Raw genomic sequence first — 26911 nt, forward strand, 5'->3', positions numbered from 1 at the left:
CGCAATCCACAGTTTGGGCCAATGCATGACATTGGCAGGGCAGTCCGCTTTTGATCCCGCTCAGATGTCCGTTTTCTCTGCCACAAACGCAAGGTTGTTGGCGGGCATTTCGATCATGTCGATCAACTCCAGACCTACCCGCTTCAACATCTCGCGCAGGTCACTGTCGTTCTTGTAACCGATGTCCGGGTCTTGCGTGATCAATGCGGTGTGAAAGCGCTGATCTCCATCGCTGATCAGGCGACCATCCCGCATGAAAGGGCCGTAAAGGACCAGACGGCCCCCGGGCGCCAGCGCCAGCGCCGCCTCGCGGATCAGTGTTTCAGCTTCGGGCGAACTGATCAGATGCAACAGGTTGACCAGAACAATCAGGTTTTGTCCGCTAAACCTCTCATGCCAGCCCGCCGAGGTCGCGTTCAGGTCTGTCGCAGCGGCAACATTCGGCAGGGACACGGTGTAGGTATCGATGCTGGTTCGGCGCTCGGCCTCAATATCGCTGGGCTGCCAATTCAGATCGGGAAAAAGTTGTGCAAAATATGCCACATGCTGCCCGGTGCCACTGGCTAGCTCCAGCGCAGAGCCGGATGTCGGAGCAAAGCTTTGCAATACATCGCAGATCGCTTCGGCATTCCGGCTGGCTGAAGGGGCAACCAACTGACCGTCATCCGCTGGTATTACAACACTAGCCGCTGGCGGCAGCTGTCTCTTGGTCATGGTCGTAACCTTGCAGGGCTAAGTTCGGAAATTATGTCCGTCGCCAGTTTTGGCTGTGCGCCAACGATCAGGTCAGCGACAAGCTGAGAGGCAGCTGGGGCGGTCTGGAACCCATACCCCCCTTGCGCGGCGCACCAGATGAAACTGCGATCCGACGGATCGGGCCCCAGCACCAGGGTGCCATCAGGAGCAAAACTGCGCAATCCAGCCCAGTTCGCCTCAACCCGCGTCACGGGTTCGGTCACCATTTCTTCATACCGTGCCAAACCCTCGGCTAACACCATGTCGTCGGCGTAAGCATCATGCGGGTCAACGGGATGGGCCTCGGCCGGGGAAACAAGCAGTTTGCCCGCGTCCGGTTTGGCGTACCATGTTTCTCCGGCGCCCAACAGCATCGGCCATTTGGCCACATCGTGCCCGCCGGGGGCGGGGATGCGTGCCATAGATCGGCGGCAGGGTTTGATCCCAATCGGCGCGATACCTGCCATAACCGCGATTTGGTCAACCCAGGCCCCTGCGGCGTTGATGACGTTGCGCGCGCAAAAGGTCTGCGCCGCTTTGACATGCCAGACGTCCTCTTTGTGGATATGCGTCACGGGTTGCCGGGTCAAAACCTGCCCCCCGTTTGTGCGAATGACACGTGCAAAATCCTGCAGCATTCGATCGGTGTCGATATCAAACGCGTTGTCGCTGATTGCGGCATGGGTAACAGTGTCCGGGTTCAGCACCGGTATCCGGGCAGTTGCATCGGTTACCGCAATCTCTTCCATCCCGAAATCGGCCACATCTTTGGCAAAAAGACTGTATTGCGCGTCGCTGCCTACAAGCATCAGACCACGCGGTGTCAGATAGTCGCTTGCAAAGAAAAACTCCGCACTTGCCCTGTTCAGTTCGACGACCGACGGCGGGCCGTAGCCTTCTTCGAACATCGCTGCTGAGCGGCCCGAGGAGTGATAGCCCAATGCCTCTTCTGCTTCCAGAACGGCTACGGTGCCGTGTTCCGACAGGCGCGCGCCGGTACTGAGGCCGGCGATGCCGCCTCCGATGATCAGAAAGTCAATCACGATTGCTCTTCGAGCCTGTCCGTCGCGGGCGGCGGAGTGACGCTGAGCGCTGTGATGCGTTCATAAAGGTCATCGGGCATTGACCAATTCATTGCTGCAAGCGACGGCGTCAATTGGGTGGCATTCCGCGCCGAAATGATCGGCATTGGCTGAAACGGGCTGGCGGCAACCCAAGCAACGGCCAGCGTGGCAGGGTCCTGTCCGATCTCATGCGCGACAGCGCTGAGATTCTGCGCCACGATGGGCATCCAATCTGCGCCATATCGCGCGGCATAGCGGCTGTCCTCGGCTAGGCGCCCCTGTTCACCTTGGGCGTATTTGCCGGTCAGCAGCCCGCCACCCAGAGGGGAATAAGCAGCAACGGCAATGCCCTGATCTGCACACATCGGCAGTATTTCAACCTCGGCTTGACGCTTCACCAGGTTATACATTGGCTGCAATACATCGATTGTCAGATCGAACTCTGCCGCGATGCGAACGGCCTTCATCACCTGCCACGCCGCGAAATTCGATACCCCGACATAGCGGATTTTGCCCTCTTGTTTCAGGCGCGCAAGACATTCCATCGTGTCCGCCAACTCGACGTTCGGGTCGAATCTGTGCAGATAAAGCAGATCGACCATGTCCTGATCCAGTCGCTGACGAGAAGTATCGAACTGTTTTGTGATATCCTGAGCGCTTGAGCTTCCGATATATCCCGCTTTGGTTGCAATCACCAACGACTCTCGGTCGCTCTTGATCATGTCACCCAGCAGGGTCTCCGATGCCCCATCGGTATATACATAGGCTGTATCGAAATGTGTGATACCGGCTGTCCGACACGCATCGAACATTTCGCGGCTTTCGTTAGCATCAGCACGTCCGCCAAACTGCATCGTGCCGAACACAAAGCCGCGGGCGACGGTTCCATTCAAAGATTTCAAAGCTGGGGTCATGCTAAGGCCTGTGTTGATAGGGGAATTAGGGCTATGAAGGTCCGAGGGAACTTTAAGCAGGGTTGAAAATACACATCAACCCATTCAAAGAAGTGACAGTAATAAAGAGGAGGGCAGGGTGAATACCGCAGAGATACACCCGATGGCCACAGGACATATCCCGTCCTATGTGACCCAAGCGGATGGGAGCGATTTCCTTTTTACATTTATGCTTGTTTTTACGGTTATCGTTATTTTGCTGATTGGCGTTGCCTATTTTACGCTGCACGCGATCCCCGAGAAATTGGCGCATGAATCCAACCATCCACAGTTTCAGCTGGTGGGAATTCTCGCGCTGCTCGCGTTGTTTACGCATAATGGCATATTCTGGATTGCGGCCATTCTGGTTGCCGGTTTCCAGTTCCCGGATTTCGCGGCCCCGTTGCGCGCTATTGCGGACGCGATCCGATCTTTGGCACCTCAGCGTGAGGATGTAGCGGTCGTCAAAGATGCGCCCGCTGATATCTCGGAACCCGTCGAAACCGCACCGCAGGAGCAGTAAGATATGCTAGAAACACTGATGTGCGCGCTGGTGACCGTGCTGCCTGATTATCTGTTCCGCAGGTTTGTTCAGGGTAAACGGATCGGGCATGAAATCACTCTTTTTACCATGTGGTACGAATTGCGATGGGGGCTGACCTCCTGTGCCATCCTGGCCCTGACTGTAATCACCACGCTGTTTTACTTCCACCCATCCAGCCAAGCCGCTGCGTCCTACTTCAGGACGGTTACGATCCTGCCGCAGCTGGGTGGTCGCGTGTCCGAGGTTTATGTCCGCAATAACCAGCTTGTGACAGCCGGGCAGCCGATTTTCCGTCTCGAAGATTTCACACAGCAGGCCCAGGTCGAAGCGGCTCACGCGCAGATTGCGCAGGTCCAGGCATCGCTGAAAGTTGCCGAGACCGATCTGGCCGAGGCAGATGCCGGGATCGCCGGGGCAAAGGCCGCGCTGGATCAGTCGATCGAAGATCTGGAGCGGAACACGACCCTGCGGGACGAGGGCTCAAGCGCGGTTCGTCTGGCCGAGATCGAGCGCCTTGAAAACCTTGTCGAAGAACGTGAGGCGCAGGTTGTCGCCACGCAATCACGCCGGGCAGCTGTTGTGCAGCAGATAGAAGAGCTGATCCCTGCGCAACTGGCCAGCGCTAACGCCCAGCTTGATGCAGCTCTGACCGAACTGGACAAAACCGTGGTCAGCGCGGGCGTCACGGGTCGTATCGAACAGTTTGGTCTACAGGTCGGGGACTATGTCAGCCCCCTGTTGCGACCAGCCGGGATCCTGGTGCCGTCGGCCTCGGGGCATGACCGTTTCCAGGCGGCCTTCAATCAGCTGTCGGCGCAAGTCATCAAGCCAGGTATGATTGGCGAACTGGGTTGTATGACCAAGCCCTTCACGGTCATTCCCGTTGTCGTGGTCGAGGTTCAGGATGTCATCCCATCAGGTCAAATCCGGCCCAGCGATGAACTGCGGGATGTGCAAAGCAACACGCAGCCGGGGTCAATTCTAGTCTATCTCGAACCGCTCTACGAAGGTATGGCGGATGAGGTTCCGCCCGGCAGTAACTGTCTGGCGAATGTTTATACCGACAATCACGAAAAGCTTGAGGATGAAAACCTTGGCTTCGGCGAAAAGGCATTTCTGCATGTAGTCGACACCATTGGTGTTGTGCATGCAGCGGGCCTGCGGTTGCGCCTGATCCTGATGCCGGTGAACACTCTGGTACTAAGCGGTCACTGATCGCCATGGTAAGACCCGGTCGGATGGGGCCGGATCTTACCTGCCTGTTTTCCTGCGGGTGGCTGGCCTTTCCAACGCCGCATAAGAATAGGCAAACACGCAGGCAGCAAATGCTGCGACGAATCCAAACACTGCCGGAAATGAGTTGGTCACAGCATAGGCTGTGCTGGCCAACGCCATTCCAACGGTTCCGCCCAAAAGCTGAAAGCTCATGGAAATACCGCTGGCCTGCCCATGGAACTCGGGTGGTACAGATGTCATGACCGCGCGCCGTGGTGGAACAAACAGAAAGGGGGCACTGCATCCCCAGATCAGGAAAGCGGCCATGATCAAAGGGCTTTGCCGGGTTGCCGTGCCGGCAGCGACCAGCCCCACTCCCAAGGTTCCGCAGGCGAGACCGATCAGTGATGGGCTGCGCGTGCCAAAGCTGTCTGCCATCTTTCCGGCCAAAGGTGCGATAAAGACTTGCGGAATGGCGACCGGCAACAGCGCCAGCCCGGCAGTGAGTGGTGAAAATCCGAGTTTCGATTGAAAATAAAGCGCACCAAAGACGAACAGCACGATCTTTACGAATTGCGCCGTGAAAACGATCATGTTTGCCGCTGCAAAGCTGGGATTGGAAAACGGTGAGACCGCAATGAGTGGATTGGCCGATTTGTTTTCGATGGGAACAAAGAGGATCAGCATTAGAACGCCAGCCGCCAAGGCGATCAAAACCTCCGGCTGTAACCAGCCTCGGTCGGGGCCCTCCATGATGCCAAAGACCAGCGCCGCCAGACCGGTGACCAGCAAGATAAAACCTGCCCAATCGAACCCGAGCTGGGGCAGGTGGGGCGGGTCGCGCCAGCAAGTCAATGCAATGGCCGCCACGATCAGAACGATCGGTGGATTGACCCAGAATATCCAGCGCCATGACAGGTATTCCGTCAACATGCCGCCGACCAGCGGACCCAGAGACAGAAAGACCGTTCCGACGGCACCATACAAACCCAGCGCCAGACCCCGTTCATGTTCTTCGAACGAGCGGACCAGTATCAGCAGGGACAAGGGAAATATCAGCGCCGCACCCAGCCCCTGAACGGCGCGGGACAACAGCAGGTCAAAACCACTTTGGGCGAACCCGCCCAACGCAGAAGCCAGGCCAAAAATCAGCAGCCCCACGCTCAGCAGCCAACGCGCCCCAAAGATGTCACCCAGACGGCCCGCGGCCCCGGCAAAGCAGGCCAGCACCAGCAGATAGATGTTCACTACCCAGTGGGATTGCAGCCGCGTCAGGCCAAGGTCTTTCTGGATGGTCGGCAACGCGACGCTGATCACCGTTTCATCCAGAAGGATCACACCCAGAATGGCACCCATCGCGGCCAGTATCCACCAGCGCCTGTGCTTGTGTCTTTGTTGATCCATACGCCCTGCGTGTTGTAAGCCTGCGTGTCTATCAGGTCGCCTGCTGGGCGGTTCGTCAAGAATTTCGTCAGCTTACCGCCCATGAGTTCATGGTAAATGGCAGAAAAAAGGGCCAGCCTTTCGGCCAGCCCCTCTCGATACATATGCCGCTGTCTTATTGCGGAATTTCGCCTTCCAGCCCTTCGACATAGAAGTTCATGCCAGCCAGCGTGCCATCATCCGCGGTCTCACCATCCGCCAGCCAGTCGCTGCCGTCCTGCTTTTTCAGCGGACCGGTGAAGGGGTGGTATTCGCCAGCGGCCATGGCAGCTTGCATCGCCAGCGCTTCTTCTTTCACATCGGCCGGGACGCGGTCGGAAATCTCGCCGATTTCAACCATGCCTTCTTTGATACCATCCCATGTGTTCACGGTTTCCCACGAGCCATCCATGACGGCCTGGGTGCGCGCGATATAGTAGGGCGCCCAGTTGTCGATGATCGACGATACACGCGGGAACGGAGCATATTCGCTCATGTCCGAGGCTTGACCGAAGGTAACAACGTTGCCTGCCTCTTGCGCGGCGGCTTGCGGTGCGGTCGAGTCGGTGTGCTGCAGGATCACGTCTGCGCCCTGTTCGATCAGAACGGTGGCGGCGTCAGCTTCTTTAGCCGGGTCAAACCAAGTGTAGGCCCAGACAATTTTGAACTCGACATCCGGGTTCACCTTTTTGGCGTGGATATAGGCCGAGTTGATGCCACGGATCACTTCGGGGATCGGGTAGGACCCGATATAGCCGATGATGTTGGACTCGGTCATCTTGCCGGCGATATGTCCCTGAACGGCGCGGCCTTCGTAGAAGCGCGCGGAATAGACCGAGACGTTGTCGGCAGTCTTATAGCCGGTCGCGTGTTCGAACTTAACGTCCGGGAATTTCTTCGCCACGTTGATGGTCGGGTCCATGTAGCCGAACGACGTGGTAAAGATCAGATCAGCACCTTCCAGCGCCATCTGAGTCATCACACGTTCCGCATCCGGGCCTTCGGGGACGGATTCAACGAATACGGTTTCAACCTTGTCGCCAAAATGCTCTTCGACAGCCAGGCGACCTTTGTTGTGCTCATAGGTCCAGCCACCGTCACCCACAGGGCCGACATAGACAAAGCCGACCTTGGTCTTGTCTTCGGCCAAGGCGCCCGTGGCCAGACCCAACGCCATGGCGGCGCTTGTCAGAAGTGTAGTGAATTTCATTTGTTACTCCCCAAGTTGGTTCAGTTGGCCTCGTCTAATGCGAGGCGTGGAAGGTCCGGCCCAATGCGGCAGGTGCGCTGCTCTTGTCAGCCGAAAGGATCACAAGCACAAGGATTGTGATGATATAAGGCGACATTGCCAGATACTCGACAGGAATGGCAACGCCCGCTGCCTGCAAATTAAGCTGCAACACAGTGATGCCGCCGAACAAATAGGCACCCAGCAGGGCGCGCCAAGGTTTCCAACTGGCGAACACCACCAGAGCCAGAGCGATCCAGCCCACACCGGCGGTCATCCCTTCCGTCCATTGCGGGACGCGGATCAGGCTGATGTAAGCGCCGCCAAGGCCCGCGCAGGCCCCGCCAAACAGGATCGCCATGATGCGGATCTTGATGACCTTATAGCCAAGCGCATGGGCTGCATCGTGGTTTTCCCCCACCGCGCGCAGGATCAGGCCAACGCGGGTGTATTTCAGCGTGGCCCAGACGGCAGCGGTCAACGCGATGCCGACATAGAGGATCGGGTCATGCTGGAACAGGATCGGGCCGAGGACCGGGATATCGCTGATCACAGGGATGTGGATGTCGCCCATGCTGGGCGGCTTGATACCTACATAGCTTTGGCCCAGCAGGGCGCTGAAGCCAAGGCCGAACAGCGTCAGGGCCAAACCACTTGCGACCTGATTTGCCAAGGCCACCTGCGTCAGCAGCACGAACAGCAGCGACAGGACCGCGCCGCCGACAGCGGCCGCGATAAAGCCCAGCCAGGGGGAACCGGTCTCGACCGAGATCGCAAAGCCGCTGATCGCACCCACGATCATCATGCCTTCGACGCCGAGGTTCAGGACGCCTGCTTTTTCAACGACCAGCTCTCCGATTGCGGCCAGCAACAGAGGCGTGGCCGCCACCATCAGCGAGGCAACCAGAAGGACGGGATTAATCTCACCAAGATCCATGGGTCACGCCACCTCGCTACGGGCCGCACGGATGCGGTAGTTGGTCAAAAGGTCGAAGGCCAGCAGGAAGAACAGCAGCATCCCCTGGAACACCTGAATGGCAGCGGCAGGCAGCCCCAACTGAGACTGCGCGATCTCGCCGCCAATATAGGTCAGCGCCATCAGGCCGCCGGCCAGCAAGATGCCCACCGGGTGCAGACGGCCAAGAAACGCCACGATGATCGCGGTAAAGCCATAGCCGACGTTAAAGTCGATGCTGACCACGCCCGAGGGGCCAGAGACTTCGAACATCCCCGCAAGCCCGGCCAGCGCACCGGACAAGCCCAGACAGAACAGGATCAGGCGCGCCGGGTTCACGCCCGCAAATCTCGCCGCACGGGGGGCCTCGCCGGTTAGTCGGATATGAAAGCCCAGCATGTGCCGGTTCAGCAGCACATAGGCAAAGATCACCGCGATCAGGGCTGTCACAACCCCCCAGTGCATTCCCGATCCGGCAATCAGTTCGGCATTATGCGCGCTGTCATAGGATTGCAGGTTGCGCGATCCGGGAAATCCGAACCCTTCGGGGTTTTTCAACAGCCCGAGCGAGACCGAAGCCAACATCTGCTCGGCCACGTAGACCAGCATCAGCGACACGAGGATTTCGTTGGTGCCAAAGCGCACCTTCAAAAAGGCCGGGATCATCGCCCACAACCACCCGCCCAGGGCGCCCGCCATCACCATGATCGGAAAAATGTACCACGCATCCAGCGGGTAGAAGGCCAGACCGGCCCCGGCGCCAAAAATGGCACCCATGATATATTGCCCCTCGGCCCCGATGTTCCAGATGCCGGCGCGAAAGCCAAGCGACAGACCGATGGCGATCAAAACGAGCGGTGCCCCTTTCACCAGCAACTGAGGCCGGTAATAGAAGGCAAACTCACCAAAGAGCGGGTCCCAAAAAATTGTACCGATGGCCTCGACGGGGTTCTTGCCCAGAAGGGCAAACAGCACCCCGCCAAACACCATCGTTGCCAGAACTGCGACCAACGGAGTGGCATACGACCACGCCTTGGACGGCTGAGGCCGTTTCTCCAACACAATCATCCGCGCATCCCCCTGCGGCCTTTTCCTGGTTTGCGGTGCGCGTGCGCAAGATGGTGATCACACATGTGCCACCTCCATGCCGTGCGCGCCGCCCATCATCAGCCCGATTTCGTCGACGGTCAGGCCCGTGGTCGGGCGCGGGGCGCTTAATCGTCCCTCGTTCAGCGCCGCGAAGCTATCGGATATTTCCATAAGCTCATCGAGGTCCTGGCTGATGCAGATCACAGCGGTACCCTGCGCCGCCAGATCCAGAATGCCCTGTCGGATTGAAGCAGCCGCTGCGGCGTCCACGCCCCAAGTCGGTTGGTTTACAACAAGCACATCCGGGTTCTGCAGCACTTCGCGTCCGATGACGAATTTCTGTAGGTTCCCACCCGACAGCGACCGCGCCGCGTTTTCCGGACCCGGAGTGCGGACATCGAAAGCGCTGATGATCTTCTCGGCAAAACCTCTGGCATCGGCCCACTTCAGAAAGCCGTTCGTCACCAGGCCTTCGCGAACCGACCCGGTGAGCAATGCGTTTTCGGTCAGGCTCATATCCGGCGCCGCCGCGTGGCCAAGCCGCTCTTCGGGGGCGGTCAGCACGCCCAGCTTTCGCCGTGCGGCGGGGCCAAGCCTGCCGATCTTCTGACCGTTGAATTTGATCGCGTCAGCAGTTGTGGAAATTTCCCCCGACAACACGCCCAGCAGTTCATCCTGCCCATTCCCCGCAACACCGCCGATGCCCAGAACCTCGCCTTGGCGTACGGTCATGTGTACGTTTTTAAGGGCGGTGCCGAACTCCGAAGGGGACGGCACTGACAAGCCGCTGACATCCAGCGCAATCTCACCGAAGTCCCGCCCTGCGCGTTCCGGGGTTTGCAAGGTCGCACCGACCATCATTTCCGCCATGTCCCGGGCCGAAGTCTCGGCAGGGACGCATTCGCCCACATTCTTCCCAAGGCGCAAGATTGTGGCATGGTCACAAAGCGTGCGGATTTCCTCAAGCTTGTGCGAGATATAAAGGATCGATGTCCCCTCAGAGCGCAATTTGTTGAGTGTTTCAAACAGGATATCTACCTCCTGCGGGGTCAGGACCGAGGTTGGTTCGTCCATGATCAAAAGCTTGGGATCCTGTAGCAGGCAGCGGATGATCTCAACCCGCTGACGCTCGCCCGCCGACAGGTCGCCAACGGTACGATAGGGGTCCAGCGGCAGGCCATAGGTCTCGGACACTTCGCGGATGCGCGACGCCAGCGCACCCATCGGCGGAGGGTTCTCCATTCCCAACGCGATGTTCTCGGCCACGTTCAGCGCATCGAACAGCGAGAAATGCTGGAACACCATCGCGATCCCGTCACTGCGCGCGGCGCGCGGCTCGGGTGGGGCAAAGGGCTGGCCGCGCAGCAGCATCGTGCCGCTATCGGGTTTGACCAGCCCATAGATCATCTTGACCAGCGTTGATTTTCCCGCGCCATTCTCGCCCAGAAGGGCGTGAACCTCTCCCTCGCCGATGTCAAAGGACACCTGATCATTGGCGACGACACCGGGATAGGCTTTGGTCAGCCCTTGCAAGCTCAGAAGTGGGGTGGTCACGCGCTCAGGTCCTCCTTCAACTCGTTCTGCCAGGCCGGGCGCAGAAACTGTGCCGCGACACCAACGGCGATCATCTGCGGGTGCTTGCCCAAGCCGGGATCACCGATCGGACAGGTGATCCGGCCGATCCGTTCGGGCGAATGGCCAAGCGCCGCCAGCCGCGATCGGAATCGCGCCCATTTCGTAGCCGACCCAATCAGCCCCGCAAAGCGGAAATCGTGCAAAAGCAGCCGGTTGCAGAGTTCCAGGTCCAGATTGTGTGAATAAGTAAGCACAAAGTGCTCGGCATCTCTGGGCGCATGTTGCACCAGCTCAGCTGGTGTCTTGGCCGGAACCACGGTCACCCCCGCAGCGACAGCGGCTGGAAAACGCTCGGGCCCCGTATCGACCCAGGTGAGCGCCAGATCGGGCAGCGGGGCCAGGACGTCCACCAGCGCACGGCCCACATGGCCCGCGCCCCAGATCCATACTTGGCGCGCCGGCTTGTGTACTGCTTCAACCATCCAACCGTCGATCAACTGCGGTTCCGGAACGATGCCCTGACTGCGCATCTTCGCCAGCAGGCGTTTCACCGCCAAGGGCATCTCATCTTGTGACACGGCGCGTGCGATGACTGTGTCATCCAGGGCTTCCAGCGCTTTGTGGTCAAAGACTTCGCTCAACAGAGACACCGCGCCGCCACAGCACTGCCCCATGTCGGGGCCAAGCGCATGGCGAGACAGGCTGGAGTGCGTGATTTGCGTTCGCGCCGCGGCGGCGGCCTGAAATTCCAGCGCACCGCCGCCAATGGTGCCGCTTTGCCCATCCGCCCAGACCAGCATAGCTGCGCCAACTTCGCGGGGGGACGATCCCTTGATATTGGCAATGACCACCCGGACCACTCTGCCGTGGGTTTTGACCGCCTCTCTCAAAGCCTCAAGGTCAAATCCCATCAGATGCCTCCCTTCATCCGTTGAACGCCGTGCCAGACTTCCTCGGCTGTGGCCGGTGCGTTTAGTGCCGGATAGCTGCCTCCGCAGGCTGCGACCGCATTTGACAGCGCCAGCCAGGCTGAAATCCCAAGCATAAAGGGAGGCTCTCCAACCGCTTTGGAGCGATAGATGGTATCCTCGCGGTTTTCACCCTCCCAAAGCGCGACGTTGAAGATATCGGGGCGATCCGAACAGGCGGGTATCTTGTAGGTCGACGGGGCGTGCGTACGCAGGTTGCCCTTACCGTCCCAGACCAGCTCCTCGGTCGTCAGCCAGCCCGCACCTTGCACATAGCCGCCTTCGACCTGACCGACATCCAGCGCCGGATTCAGCGATGCGCCCGCGTCATGCAGGATGTCGGTGCGCAGGATGCGGTTCTCGCCGGTCAGGGTGTCGATGGCAACTTCGGTGACCGACGCGCCATAGGCGAAATAGAAGAACGGGCGACCTCGACCCTTGATCCGGTCCCACTCGATCTTGGGCGTTTTGTAGAACCCCGTTGCCGACAGGCTGATGCGGCCCTGATAGCTGAGCGCTGCGGCCTCGGCAAAGGTATAGCGTTCGTCTCCGACCGAGACATGACCGTCGGCGAACACAACTGCTGACGGGTCGGCCTGATGCCGTTCCGCCAGATAATCGGTCATCCGGTCGCGGATCGTGTCACAGGCGGCTTTCACGGCCATACCGTTGAGATCGCTGCCCGATGAGGCCGCCGTGGCCGAGGTATTTGGAACCTTGGCCGTATCGGTGGCGGTGATTTTGACCATCTCAAGCGGTATGCCAAAACGCGCGGCGGCGACCTGCGCGACCTTCTGGAACAGGCCCTGCCCCATCTCGGTGCCGCCATGGTTTAGGTGGACCGAGCCATCCTGATACACATGCACCAGCGCGCCCGCTTGATTCAGATGGGTTAGCGTGAAGGAAATCCCGAATTTGACCGGGGAAAAAGCGATCCCCTTTTTGATCACCCCGTGTTCGGCGTTCCATTTCTCAATTGCTGCTTTCCGTGCGGCATAGTCACTAGATCTCAGCAGTGCATCGGTCATGCCGTGCAGTTCGAAGTCGCTGACTTCCATCCCATAGGGCGTTGTATTCCCCTCCGCGGGCAGGGGGCGGACTGGCGCGTTGCCGGTCTCAACCGCGCCACGGCTGGTCAGATCCTCATACGGATCGGGATGGCCCAGCGGTTTGTTCTTGGGGGCGCGTTCGGCCGTTGCATGAGCCGGCTCATAGTAGTTCCGGCGGCGCAGCTCGACCGGGTCCAACCCGAGCGCATGCGCGGCGTGGTCCATAACGCGTTCAATTCCGACCATCCCCTGAGGGCCGCCAAACCCGCGATAGGCGGTGGCGGATTGGGTGTTGGTCTTCAGCCGATGGCTTTCGATCCGGGCGTTGGGCAGCAGATAGGCATTGTCCGAATGCAACATGGCCCGGTCGGCAACTGGCAACGAAAGGTCCTGCGCCCAGCCGCAGATAGCGTAGTGGTGGAACGACACGCCCTGAACATGCCCGTTCGTATCGAAGCCTGCCTTGTAGGAAATCCGGAACGCATGGCGCTTGCCGGTGATAATCATGTCATCGTCGCGGTCATAGCGCATTTTGCAGGCCTTGCCGGTCGCGCGCGCGGCCACGGCACAGGCGACAGCCAGTGCGTTGCCCTGACTTTCCTTGCCGCCAAAGCCGCCGCCCATGCGCCGGGTCTCGACTCGGATGGCGTGCATGGGAACGCCAAGGGCGTCCGCGACCTTGTGTTGGATTTCGGTCGGGTGCTGGGTCGAGCTATGCACCAGCATGTCCGCACCCTCGTTTGGCGCGGCCAGAGCGGCCTGACCTTCCAGATAGAAATGCTCTTGCCCGCCGATCTCGAACGTTCCTTCGATCACGTGATCCGCGTTCGCAATGGCCGTGTCTGCGTCGCCTTTCGCATAGATGCGCGGGCCGTCCTCAAACCGGCTGTCGGCGGCCAGGGCCTCTTCGACGGTCAGGATCGGGGTTTCCTCGGCATAGTCGATCTTGCCCAGACGCGCTGCTTTGCGGGCGGCCAGATGGCTTGTCGCGATCACAAGAAACACGGGCTGGCCGACATAGTCAACGGTACCGTCCGACAGCAACGGCTCATCATGGATCGAGGGGGAGACGTCATTGGCGAAGGGCAGATCTTTGGCGGTGATTACGCTGACAACGCCTTTGGCGGCCTTGACCGCAGACAGGTCCATCGCCGTGATCGTGCCCTTGGCAATCGGGCTTAGCCCAAAGGCCAGATGCAACGTATCTTTTGGCGTCGGGATGTCGTCGACATACCGCGCCGCGCCGGAAACATGCAGTTGCGCCGCATCATGGGGCAGGGCTTTGGCAACACTCATGCCTGCACCTCCAGCACGTTTGTCACTTCGCCCTGATCCTCACGGTGATACCGTTCCAACATCGCTTTGGCGCTTTCCAATCGATAAGTCGCTGAGGCGCGCATATCCGTGAGCGGCGTGAAATCCTGGGCAAAGGCGGGCAGGGCAGCCTGGATGGTCTCAGCTGTCCAGGGTTTGTCAGTCAGAGCGGCCTCGACCTGCGCTGCCCGTTTGGGAACGCCTGCCATGCCGCCGAAGGCGATACGCGCCTCTGTCACAGTGCCATCCGCCGCCGTGATATTGAAGCACCCGCACACGGCCGAGATGTCCTGATCGAACCGTTTGCTGAGCTTGTAGCATTTCAGGCGATCCGGCTGGCGTGGGACGCTGACCGCTTCGACGAACTCGCCGGGTGCGCGATTTTGCCGACCGTAGTCGATAAAGAAATCCGCAAGCGGAAGCGACCGGCGCGCGTCGCCCTTACGCAGATGCAGAGTCGCGCCCAAGGCGATCAACGCGGGTGGGTTGTCCCCGATGGGGGAACCGTTGGCGATATTGCCGCCGATCGTCGCGGCGTGCCGGACCTGAACGCTGGCATATCGCCGGATCATTTCCGCGTAGGAGGGGTGCAGATCCGCAAGAGCCTCGCCCATGCGGTTCATGTCGACCATGGCCCCAAACCGGATGTTTTCGTCCGTGACTGTGATCTCTTTCAGGTCATCACACTGGTTTAGAAAAATCACAGGCCCCAGATAGCGCAATTGCTTGGTGACCCAGAGGCCCACATCGGTTGCACCGGCAATCAGGGTCGCGTCCGGATGATCGGCGTAAACGCTGGCCAATGCGTCCGACGACGTTGGCAACATTGGGGTTTTGGGCGTGACAGCGATGGGCTTGTCTTTGACCCAAACCGGTACGGGCTGCGTTTCGGCAGCCTTGGCCGCGCGGATGATGGGCGCGTAGCCCGTGCAGCGGCACAGGTTCCCGGCAAGCTGGGTGTCGTGATCGGTCGCGCCATTGGCATGACCAGCAACCATCGACATCACAAATCCCGGTGTACAGAATCCGCATTGCGAGCCATGCAGGTCGACCATGGCTTGCTGAACCGGGTGGGCCTCGCCGCTTGGGCTGCTTGCTCCTTCGACGGTGCGCACCGCCTTGCCGTGCAATTGCGGCAGGAACAGGATGCAGGAATTCAGCGCCTTGTGCCCTTCCTGATCTGTCACCATGACGGTGCAGGCGCCGCAATCGCCCTCATTGCAGCCTTCTTTGGTGCCGGTCAGGCCGCGATCTTCGCGCAGCCAGTCCAGCAAGGTGGCCGTCGGATTCACATCCTCCAGCTCCACTGTCTCTCCGTTCAGAAGAAACGTGATGTCCATTCGAGAAACCCGTCGCCTTACCCGGTTGCGCCCGTTGGGCCCTCCTTCGATGCGACGTAGAAAGAGTGGCGGGCGGTAGCTTGCCGTAAGATGTTAGAAACAGCGCGGCTTATCTGGCAAGAAAAACTGCCTAAATGATGAACCATTACAGCTGGACGGCGTGAGCGTATGCGGGGTGTCTAGTATTCAGGCGACTGAAACTAAAGTACTTTTAATGCGCAAAAGTGTTTGCCCCAGAAGCACCTTCTGAAAAAACCGAATAATCAGCGCTGATTTTTTAGGCATTGGACCGTAACGGTTCGTGCTTTTGCCTCGCCCCCGGCTGGGATAGCTTGCGACCTATGAGTAGAAATCCCCGATTCATTCATCTCCGCGTTCATACTGAGTACTCTCTGCTGGAAGGCGCAGTCCGGCTGAAAAAGCTGCCTGCGCTTTGCGAGCAGATGGAGATGCCCGCTGTCGCGGTGACCGACACAAACAGCATGTTCTCGGCGCTCGAGTTCTCTGTCACTGCAAGCGGGGCCGGGGTGCAGCCGATCATGGGGTGTCAGGTTGATCTGACATATGCGCAGGCGCAGCCGGGCGAAAAGCCAAAAACCCCGGCGCCGCTGGTCCTGCTGGCACAGTCTGAAGTCGGATATGAGAACCTGATGAAGCTAAGCTCTTGTCTCTATGTGGACAAAGGCGGTCAGCTGCCGCAAGTGACGCTAGATGAATTGGCCGCGTGTTCGAACGGTCTGATCTGCTTGACCGGAGGGCCGGATGGCCCAGTTGGGATGTTGTTGCAGCAGGGGCAGCGCCCCGCGGCCGAAGGCTTGGTGGAGCGTCTGGCCGCCATGTTCCCAGACCGCCTGTATGTCGAGCTACAACGTCACCCAGGCGAGGATGGCCAACCCGAAGCAGAACGTCTGACCGAGCGCGGCCATGTCGAGATGGCCTATGCCAGAAACTTGCCCCTTGTCGCCACCAATGACGTCTATTTCCCTACCTCGGATATGTATGAGGCGCATGATGCGCTGATCTGTATTTCCGAAGGTGCCTATGTTGACCAGCAGGAGGGCCGCCGCCGCCTGACCGCGCAGCACTACTTCAAGTCGCAACAGGAAATGGCGACCCTGTTCGCTGACTTGCCAGAGGCGATCGAGAACACGGTCGAGATTGCCAAACGCTGCGCCTTTATGGCCTATCGCCGCGATCCGATCCTGCCGAAATTCGCGGATGACGAGGTCGCCGAACTGCGCCGCATTGCCAATGAGGGGCTGCAAAAACGTCTGGCCGTGATCCCGCACGCTGTGACGTTGGAGGAGTATCAGGAGCGGCTCGATTTCGAACTGGACATCATCGAGGGCATGGGGTTTCCCGGCTACTTTCTGATCGTTGCGGACTTTATCCAATGGTCCAAGGATCACGATATCCCCGTCGGTCCGGGGCGTGGCTCGGGTGCGGGCTCGTTGGTGGCTTATGCGCTGACGATCACCGACCTCGATCCGCTGCGGTATTCGCTGCTGTTCGAACGGTTTCTGAACCCTGAACGGGTATCTATGCCCGACTTTGATATCGACTTCTGCATGGATCGCCGGGAGGAAGTCATCCGCTACGTGCAGCAAAAATATGGCCGCGACCGAGTGGGGCAGATCATCACCTTCGGCGCGCTTTTGTCCAAGGCGGCAGTGCGCGATATCGGACGCGTGTTGCAGATGCCTTATGGGCAGGTGGATCGCCTGTCCAAGATGATCCCGGTGGAAGGCGTGAAACCTGTTTCCATCGAAAAGGCATTGAAGGACGAGCCGCGCCTGCGCGAAGAGGCCCGCAACGAAGAGGTAGTGGATCGCCTTCTTACCTACGGCCAACAGGTCGAGGGGTTGTTGCGCAACGCGTCGACCCACGCGGCGGGTGTGGTGATCGGGGATCGACCGCTGGACGCGCTGGTGCCGCTCTATCAAGATCCGCGCTCGGACATGCCAGCGACCCAGTTCAACATGAAATGGGTGGAACAGGCCGGGTTGGTTAAATTCGACTTTCTGGGTCTGAAAACCCTTACGGTGATCCAGAACGCGATGGATTTGATCTTCAAATCCGGGCGGGATTTGCACATTGCGCCGGATGGCACGGAACTCTATGAGCCTGCCGATGGAGCGGTGAATCAAATCAACGCCATACCGCTGGATGACGAGGCGACGTACAAGCTCTATTCGTCAGCTAAAACGGTGGCGGTGTTCCAGGTAGAATCCTCGGGCATGATGGATGCGCTCAAACGGATGAAGCCGGACTGTATCGAAGATATCATTGCCCTTGTTGCGCTGTATCGCCCGGGCCCGATGGAGAACATCCCTAAGTTCTGCGAGGTCAAAAACGGACTGAGCCAGCGGGACAAGTTGCACCCCTCCATCGACCACATCCTAGACGAAACCCAGGGTATCATCGTTTATCAGGAACAGGTGATGCAGATCGCCCAGGAAATGGCGGGCTATAGTCTTGGGGGCGCCGACCTGCTGCGCCGCGCGATGGGTAAGAAAATCCAAGAGGCGATGGACGCCGAGCGGCCCAAATTTCTCAAGGGCGCGGCTGAAAACGATGTGGATGAGACCAAGGCGACTGAGGTCTGGAACCTGCTCGACAAGTTCGCCAACTACGGCTTCAACAAATCCCACGCGGCAGCCTATGCAGTCGTCAGTTATCAGACCGGTTGGCTGAAGGCGAACCACCCGGTTGAGTTCATGGCTGGTGTCATGAACTGCGATATCCATCTGACTGACAAGCTGGCCATTTATTTCGAAGAAGTCCGCAAGGGATTGGAGCTGCCGTATATCCCGCCTTGCGTGAACCGTTCTCAGTCGGCGTTTGACGTGGCCGAAGGGCATCTGGTCTATGCGCTGGGCGCGCTCAAGAACGTTGGCGTTGAGGCGATGACGTTGGTGGTCGACGGGCGCGGCGACAAGCCTTTCGTGAACCTGTTTGATTTTGCGCGCCGTGTTGATCTGAAAAAAGTCGGAAAGCGCCCGCTTGAGATGCTGGCGCGGGCCGGGGCGTTTGATGAGCTCGACAAGAACCGTCGCCGTGTCTTCGAAAGCCTCGATCCGCTAGTGCAGTATTCTGCGGCCATTCATGAACAGAAGAACTCCAATCAGGTTTCGCTGTTCGGTGAGGCCGGAGAGGACCTGCCCGAACCGCGCCTGTCGCCGTCGCCTGACTGGTTGCCCGCCGAACGGTTGAGTGAAGAGTTCAAAGCCATTGGCTTTTATCTGTCGGGGCATCCGTTGGACGACTATATGCCGGCCCTGAAACGTAAACAGGTGCTGACCCTGGATGAAGTTACTGAAAAGGCGCGGTCCGGTCCGCTGATTGCAAAGCTGGCAGGTGTGGTCGCCGGACGGCAAGAACGGAAATCAGCGCGTGGCAATCGGTTTGCTTTTGCCCAGTTGTCAGATCCGACAGGTGCGTATGAGGTGACGCTTTTTTCAGAAACGCTGGAAAAATCGCGCGAGTTTCTGGAGACCGGGTCTCAGGTGGTGCTGACGGCCGAGGCGACGCTTGAGGCGGATCAGTTGAAGCTTCTGGCCCGGTCCGTGGGCCCAGTCGATTCGGTTGTGGCCGAGGCGGGCGCGACCGGATTGCGCATCTTTGTGGATGAAGCCGGAGCTCTGCCCACGGTGGCGAAAGTCCTTGAGGATGCGGCCAGCGCGGCCAAGGGCGCCGGGCGTGGACCGATCCAACTGCTGCTGCTGGACCCCGGCCTGCCGGGCGATGTCGAGATGGATCTGGGGCAGGACTTTCCGATCAACCCTCAGATCAAAGGGGCGATCAAGTCGCTGGAAGGCGTCATGTCGGTCGAGGAAATCTGAACCCGCACCGTTTTGTTGCCTAAGAGGGTGCGCGGCGCTAGGCTGAACCTGAGACATTTCTTTGGGTTAGGGCACAGGAGGACCCCCGAATGGCGATCTCGGGTACCGGTTTTAAAACGTTGAAAATTGCGGCTGTTGCGTCATTGATTTTGGCGTCAGCCTCGGCCGGGTTGGCGGATAACAAAAAGAAAAAGAACACAATCGAGGGCGCGCTGATCGGTGCCGGAGTCGGGGCGCTGATCGGCGACGGAAAGGGCGCCGCCATCGGTGGCGTGGCAGGGGCATTTATCGGACATAACTGGAAATGAAGGCGATGCGCATGACTGCACTCAAAACCGTTGTCGCAGGCTTTTGTCTGGCCGTTCCCAGTATGGCTTTGTCTGATGAAGCCGCCGAGCAAATGGTGCAGGATGCGATGCCTGTGATGTACCATACCTGCGCTTCGGTGGTAGAAGAAGCCGATGGGGATGAGACTTATATCTTTGCAATTGTGGGTAAAATGACCGCAGTGTCAATTTACAACCGGCAGATCGACATCAATGATCACGCAAGCTCGGACGAGGACAAAGCGAAACTGCGTGAGACATTTGTCGCCGCCTTGCGCGAAGGGTGTGCGGATGACAAAGACGCGCTGCTGGCCGGTGTAGTGGATAACGCCGTGAAATCGACGCTGGGCCTTTGACCTAATAGTGCGGCGGGCGTTCGTCGCCAAAGACGACCCCGCCCGATCCTTCTTGCGCGCGCTCGGCCTCGCGCTGCAGCAGCATTTCGACCCGGCGCGTCAGGCGGTCGATCTCGGCCTGCTGTTTTACAACGACCGTATTCAGCTCTTCGACTGTCCGGCTGAGGTGGGCGATCTGTTCTTCCAGATGCTGCATGGGGTGCTCCTGTCTCTGCGACGGTCATAGCGACCTGCCAGCGCCAAGACCAGAGAAACAATGCCCTGTGACAGAGGCTTGCCTTGCCCCGATCCGGGCCATGGGATAGACCGCGCGCGGAACAGGAAAATCCCAAGGACGCCCCAAATGGCCAAGCCCAAGAAACAGCCCCGCCCCAAGGCAGTCACGCCCAAAGGGTTCCGCGACTATTTCGGCTCGGAAGTCACGCAGCGCACCGAGATGCTGCGGACCATTGCTGGCGTCTATCATCAATATGGCTTTGAAGCGTTGGAAAGCAGTGCGGTTGAAACCGTCGAGGCGCTGGGCAAGTTCCTGCCCGACGTGGACCGCCCGAATGAGGGCGTGTTTGCCTGGCAGGAATTTGACGAAGGCGGTAATGGCGACTGGATGGCCCTGCGCTATGACCTGACCGCACCCTTGGCCCGCGTCTATGCGCAACATCGCAACGAGTTGCCGACACCCTACCGGCGTTATGCGATGGGGCCGGTCTGGCGCAACGAAAAGCCGGGGCCGGGGCGGTATCGTCAGTTCTATCAATGTGATGCGGATACGGTCGGGACCGCGTCGATGGCCGCAGATGCCGAGATTTGCGCAATGCTTTCGGACACGCTGGAAACTGTCGGAATTCCCCGCGGGGACTATCTGGTGCGTGTCAACAACCGCAAGGTTCTGAACGGCGTGCTCGAGGCTATGGGTCTGGGCGAAGACGCTGCGGCCCGTGATAACGTCCTGCGCACCATCGACAAGTTCGACAAGGTAGGCGAGGCCGGTGTGCGCGAGCTGCTGACCAAGGGCCGACTGGACGCGTCGGGCGCGTTTATTGATGGCGTTGGCCTGAGTGACGATCAGGCCGAGCCGGTGATTGCATTTCTGACCTCGAAAGCTGCCGACACGGCTGGCACGTTGGCGAACCTGCGCGCGGCTGTTGGCGACAGCAAGATCGGTGCTGACGGGATCGCTGAGTTGGAACAGATCGGCGTTCTGCTGGACGCAGGGGGCTATGGCGCGGACCGGATTGAGATCGACCCATCGGTTGTGCGCGGTCTGGGCTATTACACCGGCCCCGTTTATGAGGCCGAGCTGACCTTTGAGATTTTCGACGAGAAGGGCCGCAAGCGGCAATTCGGATCGGTCTCGGGCGGCGGTCGTTACGACGATCTGGTCAAGCGTTTCACTGGCCAAGAGGTTCCGGCAACTGGTATTTCCATCGGTGTTGACCGCCTGCTGGCTGCTTTGCGCGAAAAGGGCCGGATTGCGGCGCAGGCCAAAGGTCCCGTGGTTGTCACCGTTATGGATCGCTACCGGATGGCCGACTATCAGGCGATGGTGGCCGAACTGCGCAACGCAGGTATCCGGGCCGAGGTTTATCTGGGCAACCCCAAGAACTTTGGCAATCAGCTAAAATATGCGGACAAGCGCAACTCTCCCATCGCGGTGATCGAAGGCGGGGATGAAAAGGCCAACGGGATCGTTCAGATCAAAGACCTGATCCTTGGTGCTAAAATCGCCGAAAGCGCCACGCTTGAGGAATGGAAAGAACGCCCCAGCCAGTTCGAAGTGCCGCGCGCTGATCTGGTCGCCAAGGTGCGCGAAATTCTGGACAGTCAGGACTGAACCATGCCGAACCGTTCCCAGATACAGGCCCGTGCCGCCATGATGCGCGTGCGTTTCGAGGCCGCAGGCGCGCAGGTGGTCGACCCGCCTCTGCTGCAGCCTGCTGAAACGCTGCTGGACCTCTATGGCGAAGACATTCGCGCCCGCGCCTATGTGACCTCTGACGCGCTACAGGGCGAACAGATGCTGCGCCCCGATTTCACCCTGCCGGTGGTGCAGATGCACATGCGTGAGGGGGCCGAGCCCGCACGGTATACGTATTCCGGTGAGGTCTTTCGCCGTCAGGAGCATGATCCGGACCGCGCCAATGAATATGTTCAGGTCGGGTATGAGGTCTTCGACCGCGAGGACCCGGCTGGCGCTGATGCCGAGGTTTTCTCTCTGTTCGCGCTTCAACTGCGCGGCCTGCCGCTGCGGGCAGCAACTGGGGATATCGGTATCCTCATTGCAGCCGTGCAGGGATTGCAGACAACGGAACGGCGCAAGGCTGCGCTGATGCGGCATCTCTGGCGTCCGCGCCGCTTTCGCATCCTGCTGGATCGGTTTGCCGGGCGCACCCCGGAACCCGAGATGCGCTCCAGCATATTGGACGCCGCGGACCCGATGGCATTCGATGCGCCGATGATCGGCAAGCGCCGCGCGTCCGAGATTGAGGCGCGGATTGAGGCGCTGCGCGAAAATCGCCAGACACCGTCAATCTCGGACAATGAGCTTGCCGGGCTTGAGACATTGCTGACAATCCGGGAAACCATGCCCTTTGCGCTTGAGCAATTGCGCGATGTGGCAGTGGACCTGCCTCAGATCACTCCTGCGATAGACCGGCTGGAGGCGCGGGTTGCCTCGCTACAGGCGCGTGGCGTTGATGTGAGCCAGCTGGATTTCGAAGCTGCCTATGGACGCACGTCGATGGAGTACTACGATGGGTTCGTCTTTGGTTTTTATGCCGAAGGGAGACCGGATCTGCCGCCCATTGCAACGGGCGGGCGCTATGACGCGCTGACCCGTCAACTGGGCAATGGCGCGGAAATTCCGGCTGTTGGCGGCGTCCTGCGCCCGGACCTGATGCTTGAGATCGAGGAGGCCGGACAATGAACCTGAAGCTGGGCGTGCCCTCCAAGGGCCGGTTGATGGATAAATCCTTTTCATGGTTCAGCAAGCGCGGGATCACGCTGTCGCGCAGCGGGTCAGATCGCGAATATGCAGGCAAAGTTGAGGGGATCGAGGGGATTTCTCTGATTCTGCTCTCTGCCGGGGAAATCCCGCGTGAACTGGCGGCAGGCCGTATTCACCTGGGCGTCACGGGGACCGATCTGGTGCATGAAAAACTGCCCCGGTGGGAGCAGCAGGTCGAAGAGGTTGCGTTGCTGGGCTTTGGCAAGGCGGACCTGATCATCGCAACACCGAACTGCTGGATCGATGTCGATACCCTGGATGACCTTGATGCGGCGGCAGCTGCGTTCCGACGCACCCATGGGCACCGTTTGCGGATCGCGACCAAATACCACCGTCTGGTCCGAGAGTTTCTGACCGATGCAGGCGTCGCAGATTATACCCTCGTCGACAGTCAGGGCGCGACTGAGGGCACCGTGCTCAACGAAACCGCCGAGGCGATTGCGGATATCACTTCGACCGGGGAAACCCTGCGCGCCAATCACCTGAAAATCCTGTCCGATGGCCTGATCCTGCAATCACAGGCGACGTTGTGGCGGAGCCGGGTGGCCAAATACGAGTCCGAAGACAAAACGGTTCTGTCCGAGCTGCTGGATCGTCTGGCTTAGTTAAAGTACACCGATTTCGGCCAGTGCCCGGTTCAGATCGTCGGGCAGGGCATCGTCCTGCGCACGCCCTTCGGGCAGATCGGCGGGCGTATCCTCGGGCTTGAGGTAGCGCCAGCCTTGAAATGGCCGCTTGAGGGCTGTTTGGGTGCGATGCACCTCGGGGTCCAGCACGATCGCACATCGGCGGATACCGTCCTCGCCACGCACCTCGTCCAGACGCAGGATGCGCTGGCGGCACTGGATCACGCCTTTGATCACCCAATAGATAGATCCACCGTTCAGAATCTCGGCCTCGCGCTTGGGCCACATGCGGGTGACGTGACGCGGGCAGCCGTCCTCGTACAACGGTCGGCGGCTCTCTTGCCAAGCCATTAGCGTGTCGACACTTTCCGAGCCAACCGAGAGTTTTATGAGGTTTACGTACTTATCCACAGCTTTCCCACAGAGTCGTCCCGAGGCTATGCTTATATTGTAGCTCTCTGGCTGCTGTCATCAAGGTGTTGTGGCCTTGGGTTCCGCTGCTGTAGTGTAGAAGCCTGTCGACGAATCGACAATAATGTGGCGTAGCTCAAAGGATCGAGCGCCTCGCTTTCGAGTAGTTCTGGTTCGCACCTAATAGGCTACGGCGAGGAGGATGCGGGTTCAAGTCCCGCCGCCACGTCCAACTGCATTTTTGATATTGGAGCACCAATGAGCCGCTTTGCCTCCCCTATCGCCGAGCAAATCTGGGACATGAAATACCGCTTTAAGCAGGCGGATGGCACGCCCATCGACCAGACAGTCGAAGACAGTTGGCGGAGGATTGCGCGCGATCTGGCGAGGGTGGAAAAAGACCCCGAGCACTGGGAAGAGCAGTTCTACACCGCGCTGGAGGATTTCAAATACCTGCCCGCCGGACGCATCACCGCCGGTGCTGGGACCGCGCGGCAGGTCACCCTGTTCAATTGCTTTGTCATGGGCACCGTGCCGGACAGCATGGGCGGCATTTTCGACATGCTGAAAGAGGCGGCGCTGACCATGCAGCAGGGTGGGGGGATCGGCTATGACTTCTCGACCATCCGCCCGCGTGGCGCGGATGTGCATGGGGTGGCGGCGGATGCCTCTGGGCCGCTGAGTTTTATGGATGTCTGGGATGCGATGTGCCGCACCATCATGTCGGCAGGCTCGCGCCGCGGCGCGATGATGGCGACCATGCGCTGCGACCACCCGGATATCGAACACTTCATCACCGCCAAATCTGACGCGGCCCGCTTGCGCATGTTCAACATGTCCGTTCTGGTGACCGACCCGTTCATGGAGGCCGTAAAGGCCGATGGCCCATGGGAGTTGGTTTTCGGCGACAAGGTCTATCACACGGTCCAGGCGCGTGATTTGTGGAACAAAATCATGCAGGCAACCTATGATTATGCCGAACCTGGTGTGATTTTTATCGATCGTATCAATCAGGCCAACAACCTCAGCTATGTCGAGACCATCGCGGCAACCAACCCGTGCGGCGAGCAGCCCCTGCCGCCTTATGGCGCGTGCCTGTTGGGGTCGATCAATCTGGCACGTCTGGTGGCCGAGCCCTTTGACGCCGACGCGCATCTGGATGAAAAGGCGCTGCAATCGCTTGTCGCCACGGCCGTTCGCATGATGGACAATGTGGTTGATGCTTCAAAGTTCCCTCTGCCCGAGCAAGAGGCGGAAGCACAGGCCAAACGCCGTATCGGTCTGGGCGTGACGGGGCTGGCGGATGCTCTGTTGATGCTGGGGCTGCGCTATGGGTCCGACGAGGCGGCACGTCAGACCGAGCACTGGTTGCACGCGATCGCGCGCGCCGCGTATCTGGCGTCGGTGGATTTGGCCAAGGAGAAAGGGGCGTTCCCTTTGTTCAATGCCGAGAAGTATCTGGCCAGCGGTACGATGCAGCAAATGGACGAAGATGTGCGCGCCGCGATCCGCGAACACGGCATCCGCAATGCACTGCTGACGTCAATCGCACCGACCGGAACGATTTCTCTGTATGCAGGCAATGTCTCCTCTGGGATCGAGCCGGTCTTTGCCTATGCCTACACGCGCAAAGTGCTGCAAAAGGATGGCTCGCGCACCGAAGAAGAGGTGGTGGATTACGCAGTGCAGATGTGGCGTGACCGATTTGGCGATACCGAGCTGCCAGAGTATTTTGTCAATGCTCAGACGCTGTCACCCGCCGATCACGTCAAGATGCAGGCGGCGGCGCAGAAATGGATCGACAGCTCGATCTCAAAAACCATCAATTGTCCTGAAGACATCAGCTTTGACGCGTTCAAGGATGTCTATATGCAGGCCTGGGATGAGGGCTGCAAAGGCTGTACGACCTATCGCCCCAATGATGTAACGGGATCAGTGCTGACCGTGTCGGAAAGTGATGACAAAGTGCCCGGAGAAAGCGCGGACGCGCCGCAAAAGGTCGAGGGTGGCGATGTCATCTACATGTCCGAACCGCTCGACCGTCCGCAATCGTTGGAAGGGTCGACGTATAAGCTAAAGTGGCCCGACAGCGAGCATGCGATCTATCTGACGATAAACGATATCGTCATCGGTGGCCGCCGCCGTCCTTTCGAGGTGTTCATCAACTCGAAAAATATGGAGCACTATGCCTGGACGCTGGCTCTGACCCGCATGATTTCTGCGGTATTCCGCCGTGGCGGGGATGTGTCGTTTGTTGTCGAGGAACTCAAGGCTGTATTCGATCCTCGTGGGGGTGCCTGGGTTAAAGGTAAATATATCCCGTCGATCCTTGCCGCTATTGGCGGTGTGATTGAACAGCATATGATAGCCATCGGTTTCCTTGAGGGCGAAGGCATGGGCCTGAAATCAGACCCACAAGCGCAGGTCGTCAACATGGACGCCCCGCGCGGCAAAACCTGCCCATCCTGCGGTCAGTTCGATATGGTCATGATCGAAGGGTGCATGACCTGCCGCAGCTGCGGTCATTCGAGGTGTAGTTAGCCATATGATAACGTAACTGTTGTGGTGTGTCACGCGTCATGACCTAAACGTTTCAATAGGTCATTTTTGGCAGATTACGTGGGAAAACGGCCTCGGATTTCTTCCGAGGCCGTTCGCAAGTCTGACAGAGACGGACGATTGAGATGGCGCTGGGCTGACGACATTATCAGGCTTTGATACAAGGGGCGGGCAGCGGACTTTCGCTGCACGTACTGAGACTTCCATCGTTCTGAGCTAATTCAGACATTCGAGACTGTGCGCTTCCTGACCCAGCCCCCTGAAATCAGGCCATTGAGGTGTTAGTAATCCGTCCAAGCAAAGGATGGACTATGAAACGCAGATTTAGCGACGAACAGATCATTGGAATGATCAAGG

General features: G+C 59.2%; 22 protein-coding genes and 1 tRNA gene. 10 read left to right on the forward strand and 13 right to left on the reverse strand.

Features of this window, described 5'->3' with window-relative positions; genetic code table 11:
• Positions 1–60: 60 nt before the first annotated feature.
• The 3 genes from ACR0I7_RS19030 to ACR0I7_RS19040 are packed head-to-tail and all read right to left on the reverse strand — an operon-like array spanning position 61 to position 2713.
• The gene (locus tag ACR0I7_RS19030; RefSeq protein WP_480513790.1) at positions 61–714 is read right to left on the reverse strand and encodes a DUF938 domain-containing protein; all 654 of its coding nucleotides are present in this window, start codon (positions 712–714) and stop codon (positions 61–63) included.
• Complete coding sequence (locus ACR0I7_RS19035; protein WP_480513792.1) at positions 711–1778, reverse strand: NAD(P)/FAD-dependent oxidoreductase; 1068 nt, start codon at positions 1776–1778, stop codon at positions 711–713. The genes ACR0I7_RS19030 and ACR0I7_RS19035 overlap by 4 nt, the downstream gene beginning before the upstream one ends.
• Entirely contained in the window at positions 1775–2713 is a 939-nt protein-coding gene (locus ACR0I7_RS19040; RefSeq protein WP_480513794.1) for an aldo/keto reductase, read from the reverse strand. Before ACR0I7_RS19040 ends, ACR0I7_RS19035 begins: the two co-directional genes overlap by 4 nt.
• A 142-nt stretch (positions 2714–2855) precedes the next feature.
• Here ACR0I7_RS19040 and ACR0I7_RS19045 point away from each other — a divergent pair, with 142 nt between their 5' ends.
• Positions 2856–3254: a hypothetical protein gene (locus tag ACR0I7_RS19045; RefSeq protein WP_480513829.1), complete on the forward strand. Its 399-nt coding sequence runs from the start codon at positions 2856–2858 to the stop codon at positions 3252–3254.
• 3 nt (positions 3255–3257) lie between these two features.
• Complete coding sequence (locus tag ACR0I7_RS19050; protein ID WP_480513796.1) at positions 3258–4490, forward strand: HlyD family secretion protein; 1233 nt, start codon at positions 3258–3260, stop codon at positions 4488–4490.
• A gap of 36 nt (positions 4491–4526) precedes the next feature.
• Here ACR0I7_RS19050 and ACR0I7_RS19055 read toward each other — a convergent pair whose 3' ends face one another.
• The 8 genes from ACR0I7_RS19055 to xdhA all read right to left on the reverse strand — a co-directional run bounded on the left by ACR0I7_RS19055 (position 4527) and on the right by xdhA (position 15430).
• Positions 4527–5894 carry an MFS transporter gene (locus tag ACR0I7_RS19055; protein ID WP_480513798.1) on the reverse strand — a complete coding sequence of 456 codons (1368 nt, stop codon included), beginning with the start codon at positions 5892–5894 and terminating at the stop codon, positions 4527–4529.
• 154 nt (positions 5895–6048) lie between these two features.
• Positions 6049–7122 (reverse strand): BMP family ABC transporter substrate-binding protein, encoded by a 1074-nt coding sequence (locus ACR0I7_RS19060; protein WP_480513800.1) that lies wholly within the window; start codon positions 7120–7122, stop codon positions 6049–6051.
• Positions 7123–7156: 34 nt separating this feature from the next.
• Positions 7157–8077 carry an ABC transporter permease gene (locus ACR0I7_RS19065; protein WP_480513802.1) on the reverse strand — a complete coding sequence of 307 codons (921 nt, stop codon included), beginning with the start codon at positions 8075–8077 and terminating at the stop codon, positions 7157–7159.
• Positions 8078–8080: 3 nt separating this feature from the next.
• On the reverse strand, positions 8081–9163 hold the full coding sequence (locus ACR0I7_RS19070) for an ABC transporter permease (RefSeq protein ID WP_480513803.1): 1083 nt from the start codon (positions 9161–9163) through the stop codon (positions 8081–8083).
• Between the two features lie 57 nt (positions 9164–9220).
• Positions 9221–10738 carry an ABC transporter ATP-binding protein gene (locus ACR0I7_RS19075; RefSeq protein ID WP_480513805.1) on the reverse strand — a complete coding sequence of 506 codons (1518 nt, stop codon included), beginning with the start codon at positions 10736–10738 and terminating at the stop codon, positions 9221–9223.
• Positions 10735–11670 (reverse strand): xanthine dehydrogenase accessory protein XdhC, encoded by a 936-nt coding sequence (gene xdhC / locus ACR0I7_RS19080; RefSeq protein WP_480513807.1) that lies wholly within the window; start codon positions 11668–11670, stop codon positions 10735–10737. The genes ACR0I7_RS19075 and xdhC overlap by 4 nt, the downstream gene beginning before the upstream one ends.
• Entirely contained in the window at positions 11670–14072 is a 2403-nt protein-coding gene (xdhB, locus tag ACR0I7_RS19085) for a xanthine dehydrogenase molybdopterin binding subunit (RefSeq protein WP_480513809.1), read from the reverse strand. Before xdhB ends, xdhC begins: the two co-directional genes overlap by 1 nt.
• The gene (xdhA, locus tag ACR0I7_RS19090; protein WP_480513810.1) at positions 14069–15430 is read right to left on the reverse strand and encodes a xanthine dehydrogenase small subunit; all 1362 of its coding nucleotides are present in this window, start codon (positions 15428–15430) and stop codon (positions 14069–14071) included. Before xdhA ends, xdhB begins: the two co-directional genes overlap by 4 nt.
• A 341-nt stretch (positions 15431–15771) precedes the next feature.
• Between xdhA and dnaE the strand changes: the two genes are divergently transcribed.
• The 3 genes from dnaE (at position 15772) to ACR0I7_RS19105 (ending at position 19954) form a co-directional block, all read left to right on the forward strand.
• Positions 15772–19272 (forward strand): DNA polymerase III subunit alpha, encoded by a 3501-nt coding sequence (dnaE, locus tag ACR0I7_RS19095; protein ID WP_480513812.1) that lies wholly within the window; start codon positions 15772–15774, stop codon positions 19270–19272.
• Between the two features lie 89 nt (positions 19273–19361).
• Positions 19362–19580 carry a glycine zipper 2TM domain-containing protein gene (locus ACR0I7_RS19100; RefSeq protein ID WP_480513813.1) on the forward strand — a complete coding sequence of 73 codons (219 nt, stop codon included), beginning with the start codon at positions 19362–19364 and terminating at the stop codon, positions 19578–19580.
• Positions 19581–19591: 11 nt separating this feature from the next.
• On the forward strand, positions 19592–19954 hold the full coding sequence (locus tag ACR0I7_RS19105; protein ID WP_480513815.1) for a hypothetical protein: 363 nt from the start codon (positions 19592–19594) through the stop codon (positions 19952–19954).
• 1 nt (position 19955) lies between these two features.
• Here the strand turns inward: ACR0I7_RS19105 and ACR0I7_RS19110 are convergent, their stop codons facing one another.
• Positions 19956–20150, reverse strand: coding sequence for a SlyX family protein (locus ACR0I7_RS19110; protein WP_480513817.1), 195 nt, complete (start codon positions 20148–20150; stop codon positions 19956–19958).
• A gap of 147 nt (positions 20151–20297) precedes the next feature.
• Here ACR0I7_RS19110 and hisS point away from each other — a divergent pair, with 147 nt between their 5' ends.
• From hisS to hisG, 3 genes are read left to right on the forward strand one after another with little or no spacing between them, the layout of a single operon-like run.
• Entirely contained in the window at positions 20298–21785 is a 1488-nt protein-coding gene (hisS, locus tag ACR0I7_RS19115; RefSeq protein ID WP_480513819.1) for a histidine--tRNA ligase, read from the forward strand.
• A 3-nt stretch (positions 21786–21788) separates the two neighbouring features.
• Positions 21789–22877, forward strand: coding sequence for an ATP phosphoribosyltransferase regulatory subunit (locus tag ACR0I7_RS19120; protein ID WP_480513821.1), 1089 nt, complete (start codon positions 21789–21791; stop codon positions 22875–22877).
• Complete coding sequence (gene hisG, locus ACR0I7_RS19125; RefSeq protein ID WP_480513823.1) at positions 22874–23563, forward strand: ATP phosphoribosyltransferase; 690 nt, start codon at positions 22874–22876, stop codon at positions 23561–23563. Before ACR0I7_RS19120 ends, hisG begins: the two co-directional genes overlap by 4 nt.
• Here the strand turns inward: hisG and ACR0I7_RS19130 are convergent, their stop codons facing one another.
• Positions 23564–23995, reverse strand: coding sequence for a DUF1489 family protein (locus ACR0I7_RS19130; RefSeq protein ID WP_480513825.1), 432 nt, complete (start codon positions 23993–23995; stop codon positions 23564–23566).
• Positions 23996–24120: 125 nt separating this feature from the next.
• Between ACR0I7_RS19130 and ACR0I7_RS19135 the strand changes: the two genes are divergently transcribed.
• Positions 24121–24227 (forward strand) — tRNA-OTHER (locus ACR0I7_RS19135).
• Positions 24228–24253: 26 nt separating this feature from the next.
• Positions 24254–26536 (forward strand): adenosylcobalamin-dependent ribonucleoside-diphosphate reductase, encoded by a 2283-nt coding sequence (locus ACR0I7_RS19140; protein WP_480513827.1) that lies wholly within the window; start codon positions 24254–24256, stop codon positions 26534–26536.
• Positions 26537–26911: the final 375 nt, after the last annotated feature.

This window comes from Ruegeria sp. AM1 (assembly GCF_056540745.1).

What these genes read in the sequence shown, in the direction of transcription:
- ACR0I7_RS19030 (WP_480513790.1), bottom strand. Translation starts at nt 714, where the DNA reads ATGACCAAGAGACAGCTGCCGCCAGCGGCTAGTGTTGTAATACCAGCG.
- ACR0I7_RS19040 (WP_480513794.1), bottom strand. Translation starts at nt 2,713, where the DNA reads ATGACCCCAGCTTTGAAATCTTTGAATGGAACCGTCGCCCGCGGCTTT.
- ACR0I7_RS19045 (WP_480513829.1), top strand. Translation starts at nt 2,856, where the DNA reads ATGGCCACAGGACATATCCCGTCCTATGTGACCCAAGCGGATGGGAGC.
- ACR0I7_RS19050 (WP_480513796.1), top strand. Translation starts at nt 3,258, where the DNA reads ATGCTAGAAACACTGATGTGCGCGCTGGTGACCGTGCTGCCTGATTAT.
- ACR0I7_RS19055 (WP_480513798.1), bottom strand. Translation starts at nt 5,894, where the DNA reads ATGGATCAACAAAGACACAAGCACAGGCGCTGGTGGATACTGGCCGCG.
- ACR0I7_RS19060 (WP_480513800.1), bottom strand. Translation starts at nt 7,122, where the DNA reads ATGAAATTCACTACACTTCTGACAAGCGCCGCCATGGCGTTGGGTCTG.
- ACR0I7_RS19065 (WP_480513802.1), bottom strand. Translation starts at nt 8,077, where the DNA reads ATGGATCTTGGTGAGATTAATCCCGTCCTTCTGGTTGCCTCGCTGATG.
- ACR0I7_RS19070 (WP_480513803.1), bottom strand. Translation starts at nt 9,163, where the DNA reads ATGATTGTGTTGGAGAAACGGCCTCAGCCGTCCAAGGCGTGGTCGTAT.
- xdhC (WP_480513807.1), bottom strand. Translation starts at nt 11,670, where the DNA reads ATGGGATTTGACCTTGAGGCTTTGAGAGAGGCGGTCAAAACCCACGGC.
- xdhB (WP_480513809.1), bottom strand. Translation starts at nt 14,072, where the DNA reads ATGAGTGTTGCCAAAGCCCTGCCCCATGATGCGGCGCAACTGCATGTT.
- xdhA (WP_480513810.1), bottom strand. Translation starts at nt 15,430, where the DNA reads ATGGACATCACGTTTCTTCTGAACGGAGAGACAGTGGAGCTGGAGGAT.
- dnaE (WP_480513812.1), top strand. Translation starts at nt 15,772, where the DNA reads ATGAGTAGAAATCCCCGATTCATTCATCTCCGCGTTCATACTGAGTAC.
- ACR0I7_RS19100 (WP_480513813.1), top strand. Translation starts at nt 19,362, where the DNA reads ATGGCGATCTCGGGTACCGGTTTTAAAACGTTGAAAATTGCGGCTGTT.
- ACR0I7_RS19105 (WP_480513815.1), top strand. Translation starts at nt 19,592, where the DNA reads ATGACTGCACTCAAAACCGTTGTCGCAGGCTTTTGTCTGGCCGTTCCC.
- ACR0I7_RS19110 (WP_480513817.1), bottom strand. Translation starts at nt 20,150, where the DNA reads ATGCAGCATCTGGAAGAACAGATCGCCCACCTCAGCCGGACAGTCGAA.
- hisS (WP_480513819.1), top strand. Translation starts at nt 20,298, where the DNA reads ATGGCCAAGCCCAAGAAACAGCCCCGCCCCAAGGCAGTCACGCCCAAA.
- ACR0I7_RS19120 (WP_480513821.1), top strand. Translation starts at nt 21,789, where the DNA reads ATGCCGAACCGTTCCCAGATACAGGCCCGTGCCGCCATGATGCGCGTG.
- hisG (WP_480513823.1), top strand. Translation starts at nt 22,874, where the DNA reads ATGAACCTGAAGCTGGGCGTGCCCTCCAAGGGCCGGTTGATGGATAAA.
- ACR0I7_RS19140 (WP_480513827.1), top strand. Translation starts at nt 24,254, where the DNA reads ATGAGCCGCTTTGCCTCCCCTATCGCCGAGCAAATCTGGGACATGAAA.